Below are 24040 nucleotides of genomic sequence, written 5' to 3'. Positions count from 1 at the left end.
TTATTTTTTAGGCGATGTGTTGGATCTGTGCACGCCTCTGGAGGCCGCCATGAGACAAAATCCGCTGCTCCGGCGTGTGATATTTTCGGCACTGACGCTGGCGGCACAATCGGGCCATGCAACGGATACGACATCGTCGCCACAAGCCGGCGCCCGAACCTACGCGCAGAACTACAAGGACATGGTGCTCGCCGAATGTATCGCGACCGCTTATCGGAATGCACCATCCGCTGCGATGGACGCGGGAAGCAGCGCCAGTGCATTAATGGATTGGACCAGCTTCGATCTGGAACGGAACCCCGACGCGGGCAAATCGCTGGTCAATCGTTTTCTTGCACGCGACTATCGCAATCCGATCGTCGAATCCGAAATCAAAGGCATGAGGTTTGATTTTCTGAAATGCCTGGACCTGTACCACAGCAAGGAACTCGACGCTCAGGTCAAACGGTTTGTCATCAACCCGAAGCGCAGCTATCGACTCGATAATCGCTCGTCAGACCGCTCCAGGTGAGGCCGATCCTCCCGCACCGCTCAAGCCCCCGCTTTCACCGGCCGGCCATGCCAGCGCAGCACGAGGTAACGCCCGACGAAACACAGCACACCGCAGACGCCGATCGTCACGCCCATCGCGAACGGCGTGCCGTCGGCGAGTGCGCCGATCGCGACGCTCGCGAGCGCGCCGAGCGCGAGCTGCATCGCGCCGAACACGGCCGCCGACGCGCCCGCGTTGTGCGGATAGCGATGCATCAGGTCGGTCGTGCAGTTCGCGGACAGGATCCCGACCACGCCGACGACGAAGAACAGGCACACGACGATCGACCACAACCCGCCCCACCCCGTCAGCGCGACCAGCGCGACCGCGAGCGACGCGACGCAGCTCACGAGCGACGCGGTCGCGATGAGGCGCAGCGAGCCGACGCGGCCGACGAGCCGCGTGTTCGCGAAGTTGCCGATCATGATCCCGACGACGTTCAGGCCGAACAGCAGCCCGTAATGCTGCGGCGACACGTGGAAATACTCGATGTACACGAACGGCGTCGCGGTGATGTACGAGAACATCGACGCGAACGCCATCCCGCCGCACAGCATGTGCCCCCACGCGACCGGATCGGACAGGATGCGCCCGTACGACGCGAACGACGCGAGCACGGCCGTGCTCTTGCGCCGCTCCTTCGGCCAGGTTTCGGGCACGCGCAGGTACGCGGTCGCCGCGCACAGCGCACCGAACGCGGCCAGCACGACGAACACGCCGCGCCAGCCGGCGAAGCGCAGGATCTGGCCGCCGATCAGCGGCGCGAGCAGCGGCCCGACCGCGGTGACGATCGCGACCATCGACAGTACCTTCGCCGCATCGGTAGGCTCGTGCGCGTCGCGCGCGATCGCGCGGGCGAGCACCGACGCGGCGCCCGCGCCGAGCGCCTGCAGGAAGCGCACGAGGATCAGCATGTCGATCGAGCCCGACACGAAGCAGCCGACACTCGCGAGCGTGAACAGCGCGATGCCGCCGAGCAGCACGGGCCGGCGGCCCCACGTGTCGGACAGCGGACCGTACAGCAGCATGCCGATCGAGAAGCCGGCCATGAAGCTCGTCAGCGTGCGCTGCGCTGCGCCGGGGCTCACCGAGAAGCCGTCGGCGATCGACGGCAGGCTCGGCAGGTACATGTCGGTGGCAATCGGCCCGCAGGCGGCGAGCGCGCCGAGCAACAGGATCAGCCGGGCATCGGGCCGGCGCCGGACGACGTGGGACATGGGTATCCGCAATGGAGGCCCGCGCGCATCTGGGCACGCGTGGCGGTGAAGACGGGAGGCTACGCCGCAAGCGGCGCGTTCAAGCACATGATTGTACGCGCAACTTTTTCGCGTGCCGCGCGCGGTCTGCCGCGCCAGGCTGGAACACGCGCGAATGACCGGCGTCGCGGCAGACCGCGCGCGGATTCGATTAAGCTTGCTGCTCCCCGCCTCTCTTGTCTGATCAATCAGACGCACGACCGACCCGATGACCGCCTTCCTGCTGATCTGGAGCCCCAAGAAATGGCCGTGGCCCGAGCTGCCCGACGTCGCCGCGCGCGTGAAGGCCGGCGAGGCCGTGCACGACGTGTGGGGCTGCGGCTTCGCGCGCGGCATCCTGCCGGGCGACCGTGTGTTCCTGCACCGCGTCGCGCAGGAGCCGAAGGGCGTGTTCGGCTCGGGCTACGTGACGCGCGCGCCCTACGAGGTCCCCGACCCGGCGACGAAACGCGGCTACCGGCTGTGCATCGATTTCGTCTACGACTGGCTGGTCGACGCCCACCAGGACGTCGTGATCCCGCGCGACGCGCTGCGCGCGCATCCGTACTCGGTGCAGACCTGGGACGCGCAGTCTTCCGGCACGTCGATCAAGCCGATGGTCGAAGGCCCGCTCGAGAAGCGCTGGGCCGAGCTGACCGGCAAGCGCCGGTCGCCACGATAAGCGGGCCGGATCGGCCGCGCGCCGTTCGCGCCGGCCAATCTCCCACGCGCGCAAAGGCCGCAGACCGGGCCGCCGGCCCGCCGCGCGCGTCTCCGGTACAATCAGACGATCGTTCCGCTCAGGCGCCGCGGCCCGTGCACAGGCCCCCGCGCCCTTCTCTCGCAGGTTTCGCACATGTCCAACAATCAGATCCTCTTCGAACGCGCCCAGAAGACCATCCCGGGCGGCGTCAACTCGCCGGTGCGCGCCTTCCGTTCGGTCGGCGGCACGCCGCGCTTCGTGTCGCGCGCGCAAGGCCCGTACTTCTGGGATGCCGACGGCAAGCAGTACATCGACTACATCGGCTCGTGGGGCCCGATGATCGTCGGCCATGTCCATCCGGAAGTGCTGTCGGCCGTGCAGAGCGTGCTCGCCGACGGCTTCTCGTTCGGCGCGCCGACCGAAGCGGAAATCGAGATCGCCGAGGAAATCTGCAAGCTGGTGCCGTCGATCGAGCAGGTGCGGATGGTGTCGAGCGGCACCGAGGCCACGATGAGCGCGCTGCGTCTCGCGCGCGGCTTCACGGGCCGCAGCCGCATCGTCAAGTTCGAGGGCTGCTACCACGGCCACGCGGACAGCCTGCTGGTCAAGGCCGGCTCGGGCCTGCTGACGTTCGGCAACCCGACGTCGGCCGGCGTGCCCGCCGACATCGCGAAGCACACGACCGTCCTCGAATACAACAACGTCGCCGCGCTGGAAGAAGCGTTCGGCGCGTTCGGCGACGAGATCGCCGCGGTGATCGTCGAGCCCGTCGCGGGCAACATGAACCTCGTGCGCGGCACGCCCGAATTCCTGAACGCGCTGCGCGCGCTGTGCACGAAGCACGGCGCCGTGCTGATCTTCGACGAGGTGATGTGCGGGTTCCGCGTCGCGCTCGGCGGCGCGCAGGCGTACTACGGGATCGCGGCCGACCTCACCTGCCTCGGCAAGGTGATCGGCGGCGGGATGCCGGCTGCCGCGTTCGGCGGCCGCCGCGACATCATGGCCCACCTCGCGCCGCTCGGCGGCGTGTACCAGGCCGGCACGCTGTCGGGCAACCCGATCGCGGTCGCCGCGGGCCTGAAGACGCTGCAGCTGATCCAGGCGCCCGGCTTCTACGACGCGCTCACCGCGCAGACGAAGCGCCTCGCCGACGGCCTCGCGGCCGAAGCGCGCGCGGCCGGCGTGCCGTTCGCGGCCGACTCGATCGGCGCGATGTTCGGCCTGTACTTCGCCGAGCGCGTGCCGACGAGCTTCGCGGAAGTCACGAAGAGCGACACCGAGCGCTTCAACCGCTTCTTCCACCTGATGCTGGACGAAGGCGTGTACTTCGCGCCGTCCGCGTACGAGGCCGGCTTCGTGTCGAGCACGCACGACGACGCGGTGATCGACGCGACGCTCGCGGCCGCGCGCCGCGCGTTCGCGGCGCTGGCCGCCTGACCCGGGTCCGCACGCATGTTCTCGGATACCGATTTCGCCCACATGCAGCGCGCGCTGACGCTCGCGGCGCGCGGCATGTATACGACCGCGCCGAACCCGCGCGTCGGCTGCGTGATCGTCAAGGACGGCGACGTGATCGGCGAAGGCTTCACGCAGCCGGCCGGCCAGGACCACGCGGAAGTGCAGGCGCTGAAGGACGCGCGCGCGCGCGGCCACGACGTCGCCGGCGCCACCGTGTACGTGACGCTCGAGCCGTGCAGCCACTTCGGCCGCACGCCGCCGTGCGCGAACGCGCTGATCGAAGCGCGCGTCGCGAAGGTCGTCGCGGCGATGGAAGACCCGAATCCGCAGGTGTCCGGGCGCGGCCTCGGAATGCTGCGCGACGCGGGCGTCGACGTGCGCTGCGGGCTGCTCGCGCATGAAGCGGGCGAACTGAACATCGGCTTCGTGTCGCGGATGACGCGCGGCCGCCCGTGGGTGCGGATGAAGACGGCCGCGTCGCTCGATGCACGCACCGCGCTGCCGTCCGGCGAAAGCCAGTGGATCACCGGCGAGGCCGCGCGCCTCGACGGCCACGCATGGCGCGCGCGCGCGTGCGCGATCCTCACCGGGATCGGCACCGTACGCGAGGACAACCCGCTCCTGACCGTGCGCGGCATCGACACGCCGCGCCAGCCGCAGCGCGTGCTGGTCGACAGCCGCCTCGACCTGCCGCTCGACGCGCGCCTGCTCGAAGGCGCGCCGCTGCTGATCTTCTGCGGCCGGCTCGATGCCGCCGGCGAAGTGCGCGCGAACGTGCTGAAGTCGCGCGGCGCGGAAATCGTGCCGCTCGCGAATGCACACGGCAAGGTCGACCTGCCCGCGATGCTGGCGGCGCTCGGCGCGCGCGGCGTCAACGAGCTGCACGTCGAGGCCGGCCACAAGCTGAACGGCTCGCTGCTGCGCGAGCAGTGCGTCGACGAGCTGCTGGTCTATCTCGCGCCGAGCCTGCTCGGCAGCGACGCGGCCGGCATGTTCGACCTCGCCGCACCGGCGAGCCTCGACGCCCGCACGCGGCTCGCGTTCCACAGCGTCGAGCGGATCGGCGACGATCTGCGGATCCTGGCGCGTGTCGCGCCGCCCCCTGCCACGCATTGAACGGAGCCGTCACGATGTTTACCGGAATTGTCGCGGCCGTCGGCCGCATCGAATCGATCACCCCGCTCGGCGCGTCGCCCGACGCGGGCGTGCGGCTGACCGTACAGGCCGGCGGGCTCGACCTCGCCGATGTCGCGCTCGGCGACAGCATCGCGATCCAGGGTGCGTGCATGACGGTGATCGCCAAGACCGGCACCGGATTCGACGTCGACGTGTCGCGCGAAAGCCTGAACCGCACGGTCGGGCTCGCGCAACCCGGCGAAGTGAACCTCGAGAAGGCGCTGCGCGCGCACGACCGCCTCGGCGGGCACATCGTGTCGGGCCACGTCGACGGCCTCGGTACCGTGACGCGCTTCGCGCCGGTCGGCGAGTCGCACGAGCTGCGCATCGTCGCACCGCGCGAGCTCGGCCGCTATCTGGCGTACAAGGGCTCGATCACGGTCAACGGCGTGAGCCTGACCGTCAACACGGTCGACGATCGCGCCGACGGCTGCGAATTCTCGATCAACCTGATCCCGCATACGGTCGATGTCACGACGCTGCGTCACGTGAAGGCCGGCGACAAGGTCAATCTCGAAATCGACATGATCGCGCGGTATGTCGAGCGGATGATGTCGGCATCACAGGGCGTGCATCAGGACTGATCCGGCGGTTCCGCCCCTGGGCAGGGATTGGCGGCTGGCGGCTCGGCGCGGCACCTGGCCTGATGGCCAACGACGCGCACGCGCCATCCCGTCGCGCTAAGATGCAACGGCAGCGTTTTCGGCGCCGCGACGCACGGTGCGCCGCGTCCCGGCTGCCCCCTTTTCCTCCAGGAGTCGTCCCCATGTCCATCTCGATGTACCAGGCTTCGCTGCCCGTCCTGATCCGCGGCCTGACCAACCTGCAGCACATCCTCGGCAAGGCGCAGGCGCACGCGGCCGAGAAGCAGATCGACCCGTCGGTGTTCATCGGCGCACGCCTCTATCCGGACATGCTGCCGCTCGTCCGCCAGGTGTACATCGCGACCGACACGGCCAAGGGTTGCGCCGCGCGGCTCGCCGGCGTCGACATCCCGAGCTTCCCCGACGTCGAGCAGACGTTCGACGAACTGCATGCGCGCATCCAGAAGACGATCGACTATCTGAAAGGCTTCGACGCCGCGCAGATCGACGGCAGCGAAGCACGCCAGGTCGTGCTCAAGATGCGTGTCGGTCCGATCGAGTTCACCGGGCAGTCGTACCTGCTGAACTTCGTGCTGCCCAACTTCTTCTTCCACGTGACGACGGCGTACGACATCCTGCGTCACAGCGGCGTCGAACTCGGCAAGCTCGACTACCTCGGCGGCCGCAACGACCACGCGTGACGCACGGCCGGGTCCCGGCCAGCCTGCGGCTGCCTGACATCGGGCGGGCCGCGGCGGCCCGGGCAGGCCCGCCTCGCAGGCCGGTCGCACCGCGTTTCGGCGCGCTCGCCGGCCGCGCGCAGCCGGTGCCAGCCGAAACGCGGTCCGGCTGGCGTAAAATACGCACTTTCCTCTTTCTCGCCCCCTTATGACGCTCGCCTCCACGCTCGACATCATCGCGGAGTTGAAAGCCGGCCGGATGGTGATCCTGGTCGACGAAGAAGACCGCGAAAACGAAGGCGACCTCGTGATCGCCGCCGAATTCGTCACGCCGGAAGCGATCAACTTCATGGCCAAGTACGGCCGCGGCCTGATTTGTCTGACGTTGACGCAGGAACGCTGCAAGCAGCTGCACCTGCCGCTGATGACCTACCGCAACGGCACCCAGTACGGCACCGCGTTCACGGTCAGCATCGAAGCGGCCGAAGGCGTGACGACCGGCATCTCGGCCGCCGACCGCGCGCACACGATCGCCACGGCGGTCGCGCACGACGTCCGTCCCGAACACATCGTGCAGCCCGGCCACGTGTTCCCGATCATGGCGCAGCCGGGCGGCGTGCTGGTGCGCGCCGGCCACACCGAGGCCGGCTGCGACTTCACCGCGCTCGCCGGGCTCACGCCGGCCGCGGTGATCTGCGAGGTCATCAAGGACGACGGCACGATGGCGCGCCTGCCCGACCTGCTCGAGTTCGCGAAGGAGCACGGCCTGAAGATCGGCACGATCGCCGACCTGATCCAGTACCGCAGCCGCACCGAATCGATCATCGAGCGGATCGCCGAGCGCACGATGCAGACCGCGCACGGCACGTTCCGCGCGGTGCTGTACCGCGACCAGCCGAGCGGCTCGCCGCACATCGCGCTGGTGCGCGGCACGCCGTCGCCCGACGTCGATACGCCCGTGCGCGTGCACGAGCCGCTGTCGGTCCTCGACCTGCTCGAGACGGGCGTCTCGACGCACTCGTGGACGCTCGACGCGGCGATGCGCGACATCGCGGAACGCGACCTCGGCGTGATCGTGCTGCTCAACTGCGGCGACACGAAGGAACATCTGATCGACGTCTTCAAGGCGTTCGACGAGGAAGAAAAGGCCGCTGCGCTGAAGCGCCGGCCGGTCGATTTCAAGACGTTCGGCATCGGCGCGCAGATCCTGCGCGATGTCGGCGTCGCCAGGATGCAGGTGCTGTCGAATCCGCGCAAGCTGGGCAGCATGTCCGGCTACGGCCTCGAAGTCACGGGCTTCATTCCGATGCCCGGCGGCGAAGCCAAGTCCTGCCCGGCGTCCCACGCGTAACCCGCCACGACGCTTTCGCCCTATAACCGTTCATCCACACCACGGACCAGATCATGGAAATCGGACAATACCAACCGAATCTCGAAGGCGACGGCCTGCGTATCGGCATCGTGCAATCCCGCTTCAACGAACCCGTCTGCAACGGCCTCGCCGATGCGTGCGTCGAAGAACTCGAGCGCCTCGGCGTCTCCGGTGAAGACGTGCTGCTCGTGTCGGTGCCCGGCGCGCTGGAAATCCCGCTCGCGCTGCAGAAGCTCGCGGAAAGCGGCCAGTTCGACGCACTGATCGCGCTCGGCGCGGTGATCCGCGGCGAGACGTACCATTTCGAACTCGTGTCGAACGAAAGCGGCGCGGGCATCACCCGCATCGGCCTCGACTTCAACCTGCCGATCGCGAACGCGGTCCTGACGACCGAAAACGACGAGCAGGCCGTCGCGCGCATGACCGAAAAGGGTCGTGACGCCGCACGCGTCGCGGTCGAGATGGCCAACCTGACGATGGCACTCGACCAGCTCGGCGACGACGAGGACGAAGAAGAAGACGAAGACGACGAAGAGGAGCGCGCATGAAGAAGAGCGCCCGCCGACAATCGCGCGAGCTGGCGACGCAGGGCCTGTATCAGTGGCTGCTGTCGAACGCGGCCCCCGGCGAGATCGACGCGCAACTGCGCGGCGCGCTCGGTTACGACAAGGCCGACAAGGAACTGCTCGATGCGATCCTGCACGGCGTGATTCGCGAGCATGCGACGCTCGTCGAAGCCCTCACGCCGTCGCTGGACCGTCCGGTCGACCAGCTGTCGCCGGTCGAACGCGCCGTGCTGCTGATCGCGACGTTCGAGCTCACGCATCATGTCGAAACGCCGTACCGCGTGATCATCAACGAAGCAGTCGAACTCGCGAAGACGTTCGGCGGCTCCGACGGCTACAAGTACGTCAACGGCGTGCTCGACAAGCTCGCCGCGAAGCTGCGCCCCGCCGAAACGCAGGCGCGCCGCAACGGCTGATTCCGCAGGTGGACGGGCGCGCGAGCGCCCGTTTTTCGTTCTCCCTCCCCCTCCCCGCTCTGCCCGACCGATGAATACCACCGCCGATTCGCTCGTCACGCTCGCCGCACGCGTCGACGCGATCCAGCCCTTCTACGTGATGGAACTGATGAAGGAGGCACAGCGGCTCGAGTCCTCCGGGCGCGACGTTATCCACATGGGCATCGGCGAGCCGGACTTCACCGCACCGGAGCCCGTCGTCGAGGCGGCGGCGGCCGCGTTGCGCCGCGGCGTCACGCAGTACACGAGCGCGCTCGGCATCGCGCCGCTGCGCGAAGCGATCGCCGCGCACTACGCGCGCGCGTACGGCCTCACGATCAGCCCCGAGCGGATCGTCGTGACGGCCGGCGCGTCGGCCGCGCTGCTGCTCGCGTGCCTCGCGCTCGTCGGCCGCGACGACGAGGTGCTGATGCCCGACCCGTCGTACCCGTGCAACCGACACTTCGTCGCGGCGGCCGAAGGCCGCCCGGTGCTCGTGCCGAGCGGCCCGGAAGCGCGCTTCCAGCTCACCGCGGACGACGTCCGCACGCGCTGGGGCAGCCGCACGCGCGGCGTGCTGCTCGCGTCGCCGTCGAACCCGACCGGCACGTCGCTCGAGCCGGACGAACTGAAGCGGATCGTCGAAGCCGTGCGCGCACGCGGCGGCTTCACGATCGTCGACGAGATCTACCAGGGGCTCAGCTATGACGCGGCGCCCGTGTCGGCGCTGTCGTACGGCGACGATGTCGTCACCGTCAACAGCTTCTCGAAGTACTTCAGCATGACCGGCTGGCGGCTCGGCTGGCTGGTCGTACCGCCCGCGCTCGTGAGCACGTTCGAAAAGCTGTCGCAGAACCTGTTCATCTGCCCGTCCACGCTCGCGCAGCACGCGGCGCTCGCGTGCTTCGAACCGGCGGCGCTCGACATCTACGAGGCGCGCCGCCTCGAATTCAAGCGTCGCCGCGACTTCATCGCGCCGGCGCTCGAACGGCTCGGCTTCACGGTGCCCGTGATGCCCGACGGCGCGTTCTACGTCTATGCGCATTGCGGCGGCGTCGCCCATCCGGCGGCCGGCGACAGCGCGGCGCTCACGCAGGCGATGCTGCACGACGCGGGCGTCGTGCTGGTGCCGGGCATGGATTTCGGTGTGCATGCGCCGCGCGACTATATCCGGCTGTCCTATGCGACCGCCTATTCGCGCCTCGAAGAGGCCGTCGAGCGGCTCGCGACGCTGTTCGGCCAGCACTGAGGTCCGAGCGGCCCTCCCGGCCGGCGTGCCGGGCGCTACCGTCCGCGCCAAAACGAAAAGGCACCCGAACGGGTGCCTTTTTGCGTGGGTCCTGCCGGAACCGCGGGGCGTTGCGTGACTTACGCGCCGAGTTCCGAATGATCGCCGTGCGCCTGCTTCGCGGTGTCGACGCTCGCGTCGTCCTGCTGCGGCGCGCCCTTCGGCGCCGCGGCGGCCTTCGCGGCGATCGGCTGCGCGGTGTCGAGCGTCGCGTGCACGCGCTTCGTGCTGCCTGCCGCTGCCGTCACGGCCGCGGTGACGATCGGCTTCGACGGCTGGGCCGGCGCCTGCGGCGCATTGACCGGCACGCTGCGGCCGTGCGCGACGTCGCGCAAGCGGCCGCGCTCGGCCATGACCTTCGAGCCGTACACGGTGTCGTCCGGGTTGGTCGAGCCGTTGTACAGACGCAGGCCGTTCGCAAGCGAGCCGCCGCGGGCGATGCAGTCCTTCAGCACGAGCGCGCCGACCTGCAGGTTCGCGAGCGGCTGCAGCGCGGTGTCGGTACCGCCGAAATATTCGAACTTGTCGGAATGGACCTTCGACATGACCTGCATCAGGCCTTGCGCGCCGACGCCGCTTTCCGCGTACGGGTTGAAGCCCGATTCGATCGCCATCACGGACAGCAGCAGCAGCGGATCGAGGCCGACGTCGTGGCCGGTCTGGAACGCGGCCTTGACGAGCTGGCCGAGCGGCTCCTGGGCGACCCGGTAACGGCGCGACAGGTAGGTGGCGACGAGCGCCTGCTGGCGGTTCGACGCGAGCGCACGGTCGTCGCGCGCATCGGCCGGGACCCGCTGGGACGGAATCAGTTTCGCGAGCGCGACAGGTGACGGGCCGTTGCGGGCCGCATCGGACGCATCGCTCTGCGCGGCGGTTTCCGGTGCCACGTCGAGACCGACGGCGAGCGCATCCGTTTCGGGGGCGTCTTCCTGCTGCGGCTGCGCGCCCGCGGGCGCGAAGTTCGGCAGCGGATGGCCGGTCAGCAGACGGGCCGGACCGGCCTGCACGGCCGCGGATACGACCGGCATCAGCTTCGCGGCGAGGTTCCCGCGCACGGTCGGCAGCAGCCACAGGGCCAGTGCGATCGCGACGGCAAAACAGCCGACAACGCTGAATAAATGGTGACTGACACGCGTCCCGCGACGCAGCATATTGCGCACGATCTGTGCATGCTGCTCACTGGGACGCCACGATAACCAAGCGTTCATTCAGATCATCTCCCATGAACATGACTCGTGCGGCTCGCTCGGCTCGATGGCGAGACAGAAAACGCGCCGCGGAATCACGACGCCGCACGCCTTGGTCGGACGTGCGGGCATCGGGGAAACGGTATAAGTACCGTTCGAGGCCACGGTATAAGACGGCCGGCACCTTCGCACACTGGGCGAGGCGGGCATACGCGGTGGCACCCACGCAAAAAACCAGCGTCTGGTGGCGCTGGCTGGGACTACGACAAAGGCCGTCGAATACGCCGTGCAGGTTTCGGCGGACGGTGACGCGCTGCGTCAAAGATCGGTGATTGGCGGCTCGAAGCCTTTTACCCTGCAGCCAATGTGAGCGGATTCTAGCAGGGTTTTATAGATCGTCAACACTATAAAACCTCCAAATTATAACAAAAAGTAATTTTGAACCGCCCTTCAGATCGCGAGCCCCCTGCCGTAGGGGCTCTGCGCCCGGTCCACTTTTTTCTCCGCCCGGGCGTGCGCGCGGCGGCCCGGGTAAAATCGGCGGTCGATTCGGGGCCGCAGCCGGCCGCTGCGCCCGCCCATCGCTGCCCGCCTTGCGGGTGGCCCGGACCTTGTTCATGAAATACAAAGACTTACGCGATTTCATCCAGCGCCTCGAGGCGCTCGGCGAACTGCGGCGCGTCACGCAACCCGTGTCGCCCGTGCTCGAAATGACCGAGCTGTGCGACCGCGTGCTGCGCGCCGGCGGCCCGGCGCTGCTGTTCGCCGCGCCGCCCGGCAATGCGTTCCCGGTGCTCGGCAACCTGTTCGGCACACCGCGCCGCGTCGCGCTCGGGATGGGCGTCGATGCCGGCGACGACGCCGCGCTCGGCTCGCTGCGCGACCTCGGGCGGCTGCTGTCCGCGCTGAAGGAGCCGGATCCGCCGAAGAGCCTGAAGGACGCCGGCAAGCTGCTGTCGCTCGCGAAGGCCGTATGGGACATGGCGCCGAAATCGGTGTCGTCGCCGCCGTGCCAGGAGATCGTCTGGGAAGGTGCCGACGTCGACCTGCACAAGCTGCCGATCCAGACCTGCTGGCCCGGCGACGCGGGACCGCTCGTCACGTGGGGCCTCACGGTCACGCGCGGGCCGAACAAGCCGCGCCAGAACCTCGGCATCTATCGCCAGCAGCTGATCGGCCGCAACAAGCTGATCATGCGCTGGCTCGCGCATCGCGGCGGTGCGCTCGACTTCCGCGAATTCGCGCTGAAGAACCCCGGCAAGCCGTATCCGGTCGCGGTCGTGCTCGGCGCGGATCCAGCCACGACGCTCGGCGCGGTGACGCCGGTGCCCGATTCGCTGTCCGAGTATCAGTTCGCCGGCCTGCTGCGCGGCAGCCGCACCGAGCTCGCGAAGTGCCTGACGCCCGGCGTCGACACGCTGCAGGTGCCCGCCCGCGCGGAGATCGTGCTCGAAGGTTTCATTTATCCGCAGGAAGGCGCGCCCGCCCCCGCCCCGGCCGGCGCACCGCCGCGGCCGGCCGGCAACGCGTCGGCCGCTTATGAGCACGCGCTCGAAGGCCCGTACGGCGACCACACCGGCTACTACAACGAACAGGAGTGGTTCCCGGTGTTCACCGTCGAGCGCATCACGATGCGCCGCGACGCGATCTATCACTCGACCTATACCGGCAAGCCGCCCGACGAGCCGGCCGTGCTCGGCGTCGCGCTCAACGAGGTGTTCGTGCCGCTGCTGCAGAAGCAGTTCACCGAGATCACCGACTTCTACCTGCCGCCGGAAGGCTGCAGCTACCGGATGGCGATCGTCCAGATGAAGAAGAGCTACGCCGGCCATGCGAAGCGCGTGATGTTCGGCGTGTGGAGCTTCCTGCGGCAGTTCATGTACACGAAGTTCATCGTGGTCGTCGACGAGGACGTGAACATCCGCGACTGGAACGAGGTGATCTGGGCGATCACGACGCGCGTCGATCCCGTGCGCGACACCGTGATGGTCGACAGCACGCCGATCGACTATCTCGATTTCGCGTCGCCCGTCGCGGGCCTCGGCTCGAAGATGGGGCTCGACGCGACCAACAAGTGGCCTGGCGAGACGAACCGCGAATGGGGCCGCCCGATCGAGATGGACGCCGCCGTGAAGGCGCGCGTCGACCGCCTCTGGCAGGAGATCGGACTGTAAGTCCGCGCGTTGAACGCACCCGACAAGAACGACGATGAGCTTTCCTCCCGCCTCGATGCTGTCCGACGGATTCTTCCTGTCGCTGTCGCTGTGTCTCGACATCGGCCTCGTCAACGTCGCGATGCTGTCGCTGACGCTGTCGCACGGCTTCCGGCCCGGCTTCTGGCTCGGCGTCGGCTCGTGCGTCGGCGATCTCGTCTATGCGGCGCTCGCGCTCGCGGGCATGGCCGTGCTTCTGCAGTTCGAGGCCGTGCGCTGGATCGTCTGGATCGGCGGCGGTGCGGTGCTGCTGTTCCTCACGTGGAAAATGACGCGTGAAGCGCTCGCGCCGGCCGGCGGCACCGACGACGGCGATGCGGACGACACGCCGCAGCCGCGTGCCAGTGCGCGGCGCAGCTTCATGCGCGGGATGCTGCTCGCGATGTCGTCGCCGAGCGCGATCCTGTGGTTCGCGGCGGTCGGCGGCGCGCTGATCGCGAAAGCCGGCGCGACCACGCCGGCCACGGCGTCGGTGTTCCTGTCCGGCTTCTTCCTCGGCGGCCTCGCGTGGACGCTCTTCATGTGCACGCTCGCGAGCCAGGGCCGCAAGCGCGCGGGCGCGGGGCTGATGCGCGCGTGCCACGTCGCGTCGGCGCTGCTGTTCGCGTATTTCTCGTACAGCGTGATCGTCGGCGGCTATCGCGACCTGATTGCGCACGCCGTGGCGTAACCGGCGCGCACAGGATCGCGCGCCCAATGAAAAACGGCGCAACGCCCCACGCGGGACGTTGCGCCGTTTTGCCGCGCGCGGTCAGGCCGCCGCGCGGAATGCGTCAACGACGCCAGTAGCCGTGGTGGCCCCAGCCGCCGTAACCGTGACGCCAGTACGGACGGCCGTAGTAGCCGCCGACGACCACGGGGGGCGGTGCATAGTAGGCCGGCGCCGGCGCGTAATACACGGGCGGGGGCGGCGGTGCGTAGTACACGGGCGGCGGCGCCGCATACACGGGATACGCAGGTGCGATCGGAACCCCGATGCCGACCCCGATCGACACGTGGGCCTGCGCGGCGCTCGCGGCACCCAGGCCCAGCGCGGCGGCGGCGATGAACGGAATGAGCTTTTTCACTTCGATTCTCCTGCTGGAGCGGTAATTTGTGCGCCCCTGTCGGCAACGGCGGGCATGCACGTCGCATGGATGCAATGTAGCGAAAACCCGCCGCGCGCGTATCGCGCATTTGTTGCAAATTGCAATTCCACCCGGCTGCAAACACCGTGCGGCGTGGCCTTGCGGATCCTCGACATCGCTTGCCGGTCGCGTGATTCCGTCCGACCAGTGAAAGCGCGACACATTGTCCGGTCAGTCTTACCGGATCCGGCAAGCACGTCGGGCACGCTTCGGTAATGAACGATTACAAATTTGAGACAAGACTCCGACAATTCAACGGGGATCTGGCCCCCGCGTGATTCGGGGCCGAATCACGTGATCGTCGCGGGCGGCGAAAACGGCCGCGCGAATTTACCGCTACCCCGTGTCGCACGCCGACGTCCAGGTCGTTCTCGCCCGGCGCCGCCCTTGCGCGGCCGCCCCGTCATTCCTGCGATACTGGCGGCTGCTCCGTTTCCGCTTCGTCACCCACCATGTCCCTTCCCGACACGCCCCGCCTCGGCTTCATCGGCGCCGGCCGCCTGGCGCGCTGCCTCGCCCTGCGTTTCGCGGCGGCCGGCTTTCCGGTCGTCGCGATCGCGAGCCGCACGGCGGAATCGGCCACGGCACTCGCCGCGCGCATCGACGGCTGCCGCGCGGTCGACACGCCGCAGCAGGTCGTCGACGCCGCCGACCTGATCTTCCTCACCGTGCCCGACGACCATCTCGCGTCGACCGCCGCGGCGCTGCGGTTCGACGCGGCGCGCGCGGCGAGCCAGGCGCTCGTCCACTGCAGCGGCGCGTCGGCGGTCGAGCTGCTCGATCCGGCCAAGCGGCAAGGCGCGGCCACGGGCGGCTTCCATCCGCTCTACCTGTTCGGCGGCACCGACGCCGATCTCGCCCGCATCGACGGCTGCTCGGTCACGCTCGAAGCCGACGGCGCGCTGCACGCGACGCTGCTGCGGCTTGCTGACGCACTCGGCTGCCATCCGCTGTCGATTCCGGCCGGCGGCCGGATGCTCTATCACGCGGCCGCCCATTACGCGGCGAGCTTCGCGCTGTGCGGGCTGTCGGAGGCGGTCGAGCTGTGGCGCGGCCTCGGCTTCGACGAGGAAGCGGCGCTGCGCGCGCTGCTGCCGATGCTCGCCGGCACGATCGAGACCGCGCGCGACAAGGGCCTCGCGAACGCACTCGCGGGCCCGGTATCGCGCGGCGACACCGGCATCGTCGAGCGTCAGCTCGCGCTGCTCGAGGCGCGCGGCGGCGATCACGCGACGCTGTACGCGCTGATGACCCGCCGCGCGGTCGCGCTCGCGGCGAAGCGCGCCGCGCCGCCGGCCGCGCTGCCGGCGCTCGCGCAGGCCGTCGAAACGTCGCTCGCGCGCACGACCGGGCACCCCTCCCCGCCGCGGGACGAGGCGTGATAAGGTGTCGGCCGATGCGCCGCCATCCGGCGTTGGCGGCCGCACGCTACTCGACTGTATAAAAAGGATGCCAACGATGTTCGGCGAGATCGCCCGTTTTCTGCTCAATACCGTCTTCACGCTGTTCGGCGCCGCGCTGATCCTGCGCGTCTGGATGCAGGCCGTCCGCGTGCCGCCGTACAACCCCGTCACGCAGGCCGTGCTGCAGGCGACCAACTGGCTCGTGCTGCCGCTGCGCCGCGTGATCGCGGGCGTGCGCGGCATCGACTGGGCAAGCGTCGTCGCAGCGCTGCTCACCGCGCTCGTCTATGTGGTGCTGATGGTCGTGATGGCCGGCTTCGACCCGGCCTCGGTGATCGCGACGCTCGTCGTGGTCGCGCTGCTCACCGTCGTGAAGTGGGCGCTCAATCTCGTGATCTGGATGACGATCCTGATGGCGCTGCTGTCGTGGCTCAATCCGCGCTCGCCGGCGATGCCGATCCTCTACCAGCTCACCGCACCGTTCCTGAACCCGCTGCGCCGCGTGATCCCGAACCTCGGCGGCATCGACCTGTCGCCGATCCTGCTGTTCGTGATCGTGCAGGTGCTGCTGATGATCGTCACGCGCGCCGCCGTGTCGCTCACGATCTTCGGCATCTGATCCGACGTGTCGCGCTACGCTGCCGGCCCCTGCGCCGGCGGCGCCTCGAGCGTGTCGATCACGCCGAAATTCGCCGGAATCATCGCGTAGCACACGCGCACTTTCTCGCGCGACACGCGCTCGAGCAGCCGCTGCGCCTCGTCCTCGGTGACGATGAACTCGACCTCGACCGCGAGCGAACCCTGCAGTTCGAAAAAGCGGTCCTCGTGCAGCACCCGATGCCGGCCGAAGCCTGCCATCGCGCGAAACGCCGAACCGCCCGCGACCCCCATCCGGTTTCCCTCCTCCAGCAACCACTCCCACAGCGGCTTCCAGTGCAGCCGGTGCTGCTCGTGCACGTAGAAGCGCAAGAAGACCCTGTCCATCGCGTCCTCCCGGTGCCGGCGCGCTCAGGCCGCCGCGAACCACGCGCGCGCGGTCCACATGCCGAGCGCCGTCAGCGTGAACGATCCAGTCAAGTGTAGGGCAGCCACCGCGAACGCCCATCCGAATTCGCCCTGCACCGCGTGCGTCATCACTTCGACCGAATAGGTCGAGAACGTCGTGAGGCCGCCGAGGAAGCCGGTGATCACGAACAGCCGCCACTCGGGCGGCAGCCCGACGCGGGTGGTAAAAACGACGGCGGCAACGCCGATCACGTAGCCGCCGATCAGGTTCGCGGCGAGCGTGCCGAGCGGCACTGCGGGAAAGAACGCGTTGAGCGCAAGGCTCAGGAACCAGCGCAGCAATGCGCCGAGTCCGGCGCCGACGAAGATCGCGACCATCGAATAGAACAAGGGAACTCCTCGCTGACGAGCCCGCATCGCCGGATGCGGTCTACGCCGAACTGTATGCGCAATCGCGCCGCGACGGCAATGCCGGAGGACCGGCGGACGGGGCCCGGATCGCGTCGCACCGGCATCACGCATTTCGTTATTCCGGCATCCGTGCCGCAATCGATTTTTTCCAATCGATTACGCCGGACATTACAAATCAAACCGGCGTCGATTATTTATCAGATTTTTAATACCGGAAAGATCAGCTTCATCGGGCGGCACGCCAGCGCTTGAACGCCGCATTCCATTGGTATTTCACGTATTTACCCTCATCAGATATTCCCGTATTCGTTCGATATCCGATGCAATTTACGCAGCCGATTTCGTAGAATTGTTTCGCCCCCTACTCCATCGACATGGAGATTCGAAGAATGAACAATATCCGCCTGTCTTCCATGTTGATACCGGCGCTGTGCGCGTCGCTGCTCGCGTCGAGCGTCGCGCTCGCCGGGGACAACGGGCCGCCGCCCTACGTCGAGGGCGCCCGTGCACCCAAGGGATTCGCCCGTCCGCCGTTCCATACGAAACCGCGCGCAAGCACGGCCACGGTGGCCGGCCTCACGCCGGCGCTCACCCGGCACGCGTACGGATTCGACACGATCGCCAACCAGGGCGACGGGATGGTCGTTGCGATCGTCGACGCGTACGACGACCCGAGGATCGAGTCCGATCTCGGCGTGTTCAGCAACGCGTTCTCGTTGCCGGCCTGCACCACGGCGAACGGTTGCTTCACCAAGGTATATGCACGCGGCGCGCGGCCCAGGGCCGATTCGGGCTGGGCGCTCGAGATATCGCTCGACGTCGAATGGGTGCATGCGATCGCGCCGAAGGCGAGAATCGTGCTCGTCGAGGCCGCGTCGGCCAGCTTCAACGACCTGATGGCCGCGGTCGACGTCGCGGTCAAGCGCGGCGCGTCGGTCGTGTCGATGAGCTTCGGCGGCAACGAGTTCAACAGCGAAACCGGCTTCGACAGCCACTTCAACGTATCGGGTGTCACGTTCGTCGCGTCGTCCGGCGACAGCGGCACCGGCACCGAGTACCCGGCGGCGTCGCCGTACGTGGTGGCGGTGGGCGGCACGACGTTGTCCACCGACGCGTCCGGCGCCTACGTCGGCGAGGCCGCGTGGAGCGGCAGCGGCGGCGGCGTGAGTTCCGTCGAGGGCGAACCGGCCGGCCAGACCGCCTGGCCGGCGCCGGTCGCCGGCAAGCGCGGCGTGCCCGACGTCAGCTACGACGCGAACCCGTCCAGCGGTTTCGCGGTGTACGACTCGGTCACCTACCAGGGGCAGGCGGGCTGGTTCCAGGTCGGCGGCACCAGCGCGGGCGCGCCGCAATGGTCGGCACTCGTCGCGATCGCGAATTCGCTGCGCGCGGCGGCCGGCAAAAGCCCGTTGAGCGGTACCTACAACACGCTCTATACGGTCGGGAAAAACGCCTACGGCAGCGACTATCACGACGTCACGACCGGGTCCAACGGCAGCTGCGGCAGCATCTGCAACGCCGCGGGCGGCTACGACTACGTGACCGGCCTCGGTTCGCCGCAAGCACCGGCACTCGTGCAGGCGCTCGTCGGCCAGCCGTAACGGGTGAACGCAGGCCGTGCCGGGGTGCGGCGTTCAATCGCCGAGCCATGCGACAAGCCCCGGCGCTCGTGCAGGCGCTCGTCGGCCAACCGCAACGGGCGAACGCAGGCCGTGCCGGGGTGCGGCGTTCAAACGCCGTGCCACGCGCGGTCGAGCGCGGCGAGCGTCGCGAGCGCGCCGCCCTTCAGCCCGATCACGTCCGCGCGGCGCGCATGGGCTTCGCGTGCGTTGATGCGGATCACGTCGGCGCCGAGCCGTTCGCTCAGCAGCCGCACGGTCGGAATCGCGGTGCCCGCGCCGATCTCGACGACGCTCACCCGTCCTGCCTGCGCGATCCAGTCGTGCAGCGCCCGCTCCTGCGCGTCGTAGCGCTCGCCGAGCCAGCCGTGGTCGCCGAACATCAGGATGTTCGGCCGCGCGAGGCCGCCGCACCGCGGGCAGCGCGGCAGCTCGCCGACCAGCCGGCACGCGGCCGCATCGACGTCGGGCGTAAACGGCGCGGCGTCCCACGTGTCGTCCGAGCAGGGTCGCAGGCATTGCATCGAATGAATCGAACCGTGAATCTCGACGACACGCGCCGGATCGAAGCCGGCCTTCTGGAACTGGCCGTCGACATTGCTCGTCAGCACGAAGCCGCCATTCGGCATCGCGTCCATCCAGCGCCGCAGGATCGCGAAGCCCGCGTGCGGCACCGTCCGACGGTAGAGTTCGAGACGGTGCCCATAGAAGCCCCACGCAAGCTGCGGATGCGCGCGGAACGCCTGCGGCGACGCGATCTCGTGGAATTCGATACGCGCTTGGCGCAGCGCCGGATACGCGCGCCAGAAGCCGTCCGTGCCGCGGAAATCGGGCAGCCCCGAATCGACGCCGATGCCGGCGCCGGCCGTCACGAGCAGCGCATCGGCCCGCGCGAGCGCCTCGACGGCGGACGCGACCAGATGCGCCGGCAGTGGCGCGGCAGCGGCGTTGGAATCGGCGGAACCGGTGGAGTCGGGCGAATCGGAAATCGGCATGATGGCGCAGCGGTAGCGTCGAACGGTGTACGAATGGCGTCGCGCGATCATACGCCCGTTCGAGTGCCGCGCCGCGGCCTCATCCCGTCGTTGCGCGCCCGCCCGCTGGTTCACGCAGCGCGACGTACTGCAGCAGCATGATCGTCTTCGCGTCGACGATCTCGCCGCGCTCGACGGCATCCAGCGCCGCGTGCAGCGGCATCTCGACGACCTCGAGATCCTCGCCCTCCTCCGCGATCCCGCCGCCATCGCCCGTGCGCAGCGACGCATCGTATTCGCCGACGAAGAAATGCAGCTTCTCCGTCACCGAGCCCGGGCTCATGAACGCCTCGAACACCTTGCGCACGCCGCGCACGCGATAGCCGGTTTCCTCTTCGGCCTCGGCACGGATGCGTGCGTCGGGCGTCGCGTCGTCGAGCAGGCCCGCGGCGGCTTCGAGCAGCATCCCGTCGTGTCCGTTGACGAACGCCGGCATCCGGAACTGCCGCGTGAGCAGCACGTCGCCCGTCGCCGCGTTGCGCAGCAGGATGGTCGCGCCGTTGCCGCGATCGTAGGTTTCGCGGCTAAGGCGCTGCCACGTGCCGTCGCGGCGCAGGAAATCGAACGTGACTTTCTTCAGCACATACCAGTCATCGGACAGCACCGTCGTATCGACGATGCGGACGCGGTCCCGCGTTGCGGCCATGGCGGCCTCCCATTCGACAAGTGATGGCTCTCATGGTAACGTGCATATTCGTGCAATTTCAAGAAATTTCGTGCAAACACGATGCTGACGACCCAACGCAAGAAAGCGATCCTCGACGCGCTCGCCCGCGACGGCCAGGTGCTGGCTGTCGAACTGAGCGCGCAATTCGGCGTGTCCGAGGACACCGTGCGCCGCGACCTGCGCGAGCTGGCGGCCGAAGGGCTGCTGCAACGCGTGCACGGCGGCGCGCTGCCGGCGTCGCCGGCCGTCGCGCCGTTCGCGCAGCGCGAGACGCTCGACACGGCGGAAAAGCGGCGTATCGCACGCCGGGCCGCGCAGATGATCGCGCCCGGACAGGTCGTGATCGTCGACGGCGGCACGACGTCGGCCTTGCTCGTCAGCCAGTTGCCGCCCGACCTGCGCGCGACGATCGTCACGCACAGCCCGAGCGTCGCCGTCGCGCTGGCCGCGCATCCGTCGATCGACGTGATCCTGATCGGCGGACGGTTGTACAAGCATTCGATCGTCGCGGTGGGTGCCGCGGCGATGGAAGGCATCGCGCGCATCCACGCCGACCTGTATTTCATGGGCGTCACGGGCGTTCATCCGGTCGCGGGGCTCAGCACCGGCGACTTCGAGGAAGCGGCAATCAAGCGCGCGCTGGCCGCGCGAGCCGGCGAGACGATCGTGCTGGCGTCGCAATCCAAGCTGCGTGCGGCGTCGCAGTTCGTGATCGGCGAGCTCGCGCTCGCACAGGCCATCGTGGTCGAACGGGAAACCGATGCGGCGCTGACCGAGCCGATCGAGGCCGCGGGCGTGACGGTCGTGCGGGCCTAGCCGCGCGCCGGTTTCGGCGGGCGCGCCGACGTCGTTGCGCAAGCATCCTCGCCGGCCCGATGTCAGCGTGCTGACAGGCACCGCTTGCTACCATGGGCGACTGCCCACCCGCCGCGCCTGGTCCGTCCGATGTCTTCGCCCGCCACCCCGATCGCACCCGCGCCGCCCGACGGCGCTGCCCCGCCCCCCGGCGTCCTCGCCCTGTTCATCGCGTTCGCGCAAATCGGCCTCACCAGCTTCGGCGGCGGGCTGAGCGGGCGCATGATGCGCGACTTCGTGCACGAGCGGCGCTGGCTCGACGAAGAGGCGTTCCTCAACGGCCTCGCGCTGTCGCAGGCGCTGCCGGGCGTCAACGTGAAGAATCTCGCGATCTGGATCGGCTACCGGCTGGCCGGATGGCGCGGCGCGGTGGCCGGCTTCACCGGCATCATCGCGCCGCCGGCCGTGCTGATCGTGCTGTTCGGCGTCGCGTTCTCGACGCTCACGCGCTTTCCACTCACGCATGTCGCACTCGCGGGCGCGGCCGCTGCGGCAATCGGGCTGTCGATCTCGATGGCGATCACCGCGGTGCGCCGGCTGCCGCGCCGCGCGCTGCCGTTCGCGGTGACGACGCTCACGTTCGTGTCGGTGGCGGTGCTGCACTGGCCGCTCGTCTGGACCGTGCTGATCGGCGGCACGCTGAGCGTCGCGCTCGAATACCGCCGTGCGGGCGCCGTCGCGGCCAGGAGCGCCGAACGATGACGACCCCGTCACGCTATGCCGCCCTGCTCGGCGTATTCGCACCGCTGTCGATCGCGACGATCGGCGGCGGACAGGCGATCATCGCCGACATCCAGCGGCAGGTCGTCGACGTGCATCACTGGATGACGGCCACGCAGTTCGTGAACGACTTCGCGATCGCGCGGATGGCGCCCGGCCCCGGCTCGCTGCTCGCGACGCTGATCGGCTGGCAGGTGGCGGGCTTCTGGGGCGCGGTGATCGCGACGCTCGCGCTGTTCGGGCCGACCGCGTTCCTGATCTACGGCGTCGCGCATCTGTGGCGGCGGCACCAGGGCGCACGCTGGCAGATCGCACTCGAAGCCGGCCTGCGCCCGGTCGCGGCCGGCATGATCCTCGCGTCGGTCTGGGTGCTGCTGCGCGCGCTCGACGGCGGCTGGGCCGCGCGGGCGATCGCGGTCGGGTCGACCGTGTGCGTGATGGGCACGCGCATTCATGCGTTGCTGCTGATCGTCGTCGGCGCATTGCTGCTGGTCGGCGTGCACGCGATCGGCTGACGGCGGCATCGACGCCAAGCCGGCCCGCCAAAGCATGCACGGCCCGCTTCGCGATCGACGCGCGCCGACACCGGCGGCGCCGGTCAGCGGCCCGCGACCGAGCGAAACGCGCGACAGGCATCGGCATGCAGCTCGAAACCGATGCCCGGCGCCTGCGGCACGGGCGTGTAGCCGGCGTCGACCGTTGCGCCGTCCGCCAGCCCGCTGAACGGATGGAACGCGAACGGGCTGACTTCCGCGCCGCCGAGCCCGAGCGCCGACACGACGTGCAGCGAGAACAGATGACCGCCATGCGGCCAGAACGCATCGCGCCGCCAACCATTCGACACGAAATGGTCGACGATCTGCAGGTAGCCCGGCAGGCCATAGCAATGCACCGGATCGAACACGAGGACGTCGCGGTCCGGGCGCAGGCCGCCGTAGCGCTCGAGCAGCTTCGCTTCCGCGAGCGAGAACAACGCCTCGCCGGCCGCGACCGGCGGCGCGTATTGCGCAGTCAGGTCCGCATGAAGCGGCAGGTCGAGCGGGTCGCACAGATCCTCGAACCACCAGAGTTCGAACGGGGCCAGCCGCGCGGCGGCAGCGGGGCCGCTCGTCGCGTCGTACGCGTTCATCGCGTCGACCGCGAGATGCGAGCTGTCGGCAAGGCAGGCCGCGGCGGCTTCGATGCGGCGTATGTCCTGGTCGATATCCGGGCCGCCGATCTTGATCTTCGCGTGCGTGTAGCCGAGATCGGCGATGCGGCGCATCTCGTCCGACAGGTGCGCGAGATCGTCGTGCGGATAACGGTAGCCGCCGCCCGCGTAGACGCGCACGCGGGGCGCCGCGTCGCGCGCGAGCCGGTCGGCGACGAAGCGATGGAGCGGCAGGCCCGCGATCTTCGCGGCGGCATCCCAGATCGCCATGTCGAGCACGCCGACCGCGACGCAGCGTTCGCCGTGCCCGCCGGGCTTCTCGCCCGCCATCATCGCGCGCCATGCGCGAAACGGATCGAGATTCGTGTCGGCGTCGTCGGCGATGGCGTGCGCGGCGGCCAGCAGACGCGGCGCGAACCGTTCACGAATCAGCCCGCCTTGCGCATGGCGGCCGACCGACGCGTAGCCATAGCCCGTGACCGGCCGGCCATCGCGCACGACATCGGTGACGATCGCGACGACGCTCGTCGTCAGGCCGCCCGACGGAATCGCCGGATCGGCATAGCGGGAAACCGGGATCGCCTGCTCGCGGATGTCGGTGATGCGCATGGTCGGGGTTCC

Annotated in this window: 27 protein-coding genes; 19 read left to right on the top strand and 8 right to left on the bottom strand. The window is 68.9% G+C overall.

What is annotated here, in order from left to right; genetic code table 11:
• Positions 1-49: 49 nt before the first annotated feature.
• Positions 50-511, top strand: a complete 462-nt coding sequence (locus tag U4Z31_RS32460) for a type VI secretion system amidase immunity protein Tai4 (RefSeq protein WP_044846305.1) — start codon at positions 50-52, stop codon at positions 509-511.
• Between the two features lie 20 nt (positions 512-531).
• Here the strand turns inward: U4Z31_RS32460 and U4Z31_RS32455 are convergent, their stop codons facing one another.
• Positions 532-1749 (bottom strand): Bcr/CflA family multidrug efflux MFS transporter, encoded by a 1218-nt coding sequence (locus U4Z31_RS32455; protein WP_044846218.1) that lies wholly within the window; start codon positions 1747-1749, stop codon positions 532-534.
• 247 nt (positions 1750-1996) lie between these two features.
• Between U4Z31_RS32455 and U4Z31_RS32450 the strand changes: the two genes are divergently transcribed.
• From U4Z31_RS32450 to U4Z31_RS32410, 9 genes are all read left to right on the top strand, one after another.
• Positions 1997-2449, top strand: a complete 453-nt coding sequence (locus U4Z31_RS32450; RefSeq protein ID WP_257768111.1) for a hypothetical protein — start codon at positions 1997-1999, stop codon at positions 2447-2449.
• A gap of 174 nt (positions 2450-2623) precedes the next feature.
• Entirely contained in the window at positions 2624-3907 is a 1284-nt protein-coding gene (gene hemL, locus U4Z31_RS32445; RefSeq protein WP_044846220.1) for a glutamate-1-semialdehyde 2,1-aminomutase, read from the top strand.
• A 15-nt stretch (positions 3908-3922) separates the two neighbouring features.
• Positions 3923-5044, top strand: coding sequence for a bifunctional diaminohydroxyphosphoribosylaminopyrimidine deaminase/5-amino-6-(5-phosphoribosylamino)uracil reductase RibD (gene ribD, locus U4Z31_RS32440; RefSeq protein WP_321812491.1), 1122 nt, complete (start codon positions 3923-3925; stop codon positions 5042-5044).
• A gap of 14 nt (positions 5045-5058) precedes the next feature.
• Entirely contained in the window at positions 5059-5688 is a 630-nt protein-coding gene (locus U4Z31_RS32435; RefSeq protein WP_044846222.1) for a riboflavin synthase, read from the top strand.
• A gap of 182 nt (positions 5689-5870) precedes the next feature.
• On the top strand, positions 5871-6389 hold the full coding sequence (locus U4Z31_RS32430; RefSeq protein WP_044846223.1) for a DUF1993 family protein: 519 nt from the start codon (positions 5871-5873) through the stop codon (positions 6387-6389).
• A 187-nt stretch (positions 6390-6576) separates the two neighbouring features.
• On the top strand, positions 6577-7719 hold the full coding sequence (gene ribBA / locus U4Z31_RS32425) for a bifunctional 3,4-dihydroxy-2-butanone-4-phosphate synthase/GTP cyclohydrolase II (protein WP_044846224.1): 1143 nt from the start codon (positions 6577-6579) through the stop codon (positions 7717-7719).
• Positions 7720-7772: 53 nt separating this feature from the next.
• On the top strand, positions 7773-8288 hold the full coding sequence (gene ribH, locus U4Z31_RS32420; protein WP_040143614.1) for a 6,7-dimethyl-8-ribityllumazine synthase: 516 nt from the start codon (positions 7773-7775) through the stop codon (positions 8286-8288).
• Complete coding sequence (gene nusB / locus U4Z31_RS32415; protein ID WP_044846225.1) at positions 8285-8722, top strand: transcription antitermination factor NusB; 438 nt, start codon at positions 8285-8287, stop codon at positions 8720-8722. The genes ribH and nusB overlap by 4 nt, the downstream gene beginning before the upstream one ends.
• A 70-nt stretch (positions 8723-8792) precedes the next feature.
• Complete coding sequence (locus U4Z31_RS32410) at positions 8793-9989, top strand: pyridoxal phosphate-dependent aminotransferase (protein WP_124487764.1); 1197 nt, start codon at positions 8793-8795, stop codon at positions 9987-9989.
• A 119-nt stretch (positions 9990-10108) separates the two neighbouring features.
• Here the strand turns inward: U4Z31_RS32410 and U4Z31_RS32405 are convergent, their stop codons facing one another.
• On the bottom strand, positions 10109-11236 hold the full coding sequence (locus U4Z31_RS32405; RefSeq protein ID WP_321812490.1) for a transglycosylase SLT domain-containing protein: 1128 nt from the start codon (positions 11234-11236) through the stop codon (positions 10109-10111).
• 596 nt (positions 11237-11832) lie between these two features.
• Between U4Z31_RS32405 and U4Z31_RS32400 the strand changes: the two genes are divergently transcribed.
• Positions 11833-13389: a UbiD family decarboxylase gene (locus U4Z31_RS32400; RefSeq protein WP_124487762.1), complete on the top strand. Its 1557-nt coding sequence runs from the start codon at positions 11833-11835 to the stop codon at positions 13387-13389.
• Positions 13390-13423: 34 nt separating this feature from the next.
• Entirely contained in the window at positions 13424-14098 is a 675-nt protein-coding gene (locus U4Z31_RS32395) for a LysE family translocator (RefSeq protein ID WP_321798206.1), read from the top strand.
• Between the two features lie 103 nt (positions 14099-14201).
• Here U4Z31_RS32395 and U4Z31_RS32390 read toward each other — a convergent pair whose 3' ends face one another.
• Positions 14202-14495, bottom strand: a complete 294-nt coding sequence (locus tag U4Z31_RS32390; RefSeq protein ID WP_044846230.1) for a hypothetical protein — start codon at positions 14493-14495, stop codon at positions 14202-14204.
• Between the two features lie 512 nt (positions 14496-15007).
• Here U4Z31_RS32390 and U4Z31_RS32385 point away from each other — a divergent pair.
• Together U4Z31_RS32385 and U4Z31_RS32380 are read left to right on the top strand one after the other, a co-directional pair.
• A complete protein-coding gene (locus U4Z31_RS32385) occupies positions 15008-15937 on the top strand; it encodes a Rossmann-like and DUF2520 domain-containing protein (protein ID WP_321812489.1) in 930 nt (309 codons plus the stop codon).
• Between the two features lie 76 nt (positions 15938-16013).
• A complete protein-coding gene (locus U4Z31_RS32380; protein WP_044846232.1) occupies positions 16014-16577 on the top strand; it encodes a YggT family protein in 564 nt (187 codons plus the stop codon).
• Positions 16578-16591: 14 nt separating this feature from the next.
• Here the strand turns inward: U4Z31_RS32380 and U4Z31_RS32375 are convergent, their stop codons facing one another.
• The gene (locus U4Z31_RS32375) at positions 16592-16942 is read right to left on the bottom strand and encodes a DUF190 domain-containing protein (protein ID WP_044846233.1); all 351 of its coding nucleotides are present in this window, start codon (positions 16940-16942) and stop codon (positions 16592-16594) included.
• A 24-nt stretch (positions 16943-16966) separates the two neighbouring features.
• Entirely contained in the window at positions 16967-17353 is a 387-nt protein-coding gene (gene crcB / locus U4Z31_RS32370; RefSeq protein ID WP_044846234.1) for a fluoride efflux transporter CrcB, read from the bottom strand.
• Positions 17354-17407: 54 nt separating this feature from the next.
• Here crcB and U4Z31_RS32365 point away from each other — a divergent pair, with 54 nt between their 5' ends.
• Positions 17408-17626, top strand: a complete 219-nt coding sequence (locus U4Z31_RS32365) for a hypothetical protein (protein ID WP_321812488.1) — start codon at positions 17408-17410, stop codon at positions 17624-17626.
• Positions 17627-17763: 137 nt separating this feature from the next.
• Positions 17764-18975: a S53 family peptidase gene (locus U4Z31_RS32360; protein ID WP_321812487.1), complete on the top strand. Its 1212-nt coding sequence runs from the start codon at positions 17764-17766 to the stop codon at positions 18973-18975.
• A gap of 128 nt (positions 18976-19103) precedes the next feature.
• On the opposite strand, the gene U4Z31_RS32355 is transcribed toward U4Z31_RS32360, so the two are convergent.
• Positions 19104-19988, bottom strand: coding sequence for an SIR2 family NAD-dependent protein deacylase (locus U4Z31_RS32355; RefSeq protein ID WP_321812486.1), 885 nt, complete (start codon positions 19986-19988; stop codon positions 19104-19106).
• A 79-nt stretch (positions 19989-20067) separates the two neighbouring features.
• Positions 20068-20673: an NUDIX domain-containing protein gene (locus tag U4Z31_RS32350; protein ID WP_044846237.1), complete on the bottom strand. Its 606-nt coding sequence runs from the start codon at positions 20671-20673 to the stop codon at positions 20068-20070.
• Between the two features lie 81 nt (positions 20674-20754).
• Between U4Z31_RS32350 and U4Z31_RS32345 the strand changes: the two genes are divergently transcribed.
• The 3 genes from U4Z31_RS32345 (at position 20755) to U4Z31_RS32335 (ending at position 22784) form a co-directional block, all read left to right on the top strand.
• On the top strand, positions 20755-21510 hold the full coding sequence (locus tag U4Z31_RS32345; RefSeq protein WP_044846306.1) for a DeoR/GlpR family DNA-binding transcription regulator: 756 nt from the start codon (positions 20755-20757) through the stop codon (positions 21508-21510).
• A gap of 129 nt (positions 21511-21639) precedes the next feature.
• Entirely contained in the window at positions 21640-22251 is a 612-nt protein-coding gene (locus U4Z31_RS32340; RefSeq protein WP_124892506.1) for a chromate transporter, read from the top strand.
• Entirely contained in the window at positions 22248-22784 is a 537-nt protein-coding gene (locus U4Z31_RS32335) for a chromate transporter (protein WP_124892507.1), read from the top strand. The genes U4Z31_RS32340 and U4Z31_RS32335 overlap by 4 nt, the downstream gene beginning before the upstream one ends.
• A gap of 83 nt (positions 22785-22867) precedes the next feature.
• On the opposite strand, the gene U4Z31_RS32330 is transcribed toward U4Z31_RS32335, so the two are convergent.
• A complete protein-coding gene (locus U4Z31_RS32330; protein WP_321812485.1) occupies positions 22868-24028 on the bottom strand; it encodes an enolase C-terminal domain-like protein in 1161 nt (386 codons plus the stop codon).
• Positions 24029-24040 lie beyond the last annotated feature (12 nt).

Origin of the sequence: Burkholderia sp. BCC1985 (assembly GCF_905339915.1) — a bacterium.
In the GTDB taxonomy this organism is placed as follows: domain Bacteria; phylum Pseudomonadota; class Gammaproteobacteria; order Burkholderiales; family Burkholderiaceae; genus Burkholderia.
The sequence above is the reverse complement of the archived record's forward strand: the minus strand, read 5'-3'. Positions and strand labels throughout refer to the sequence as shown.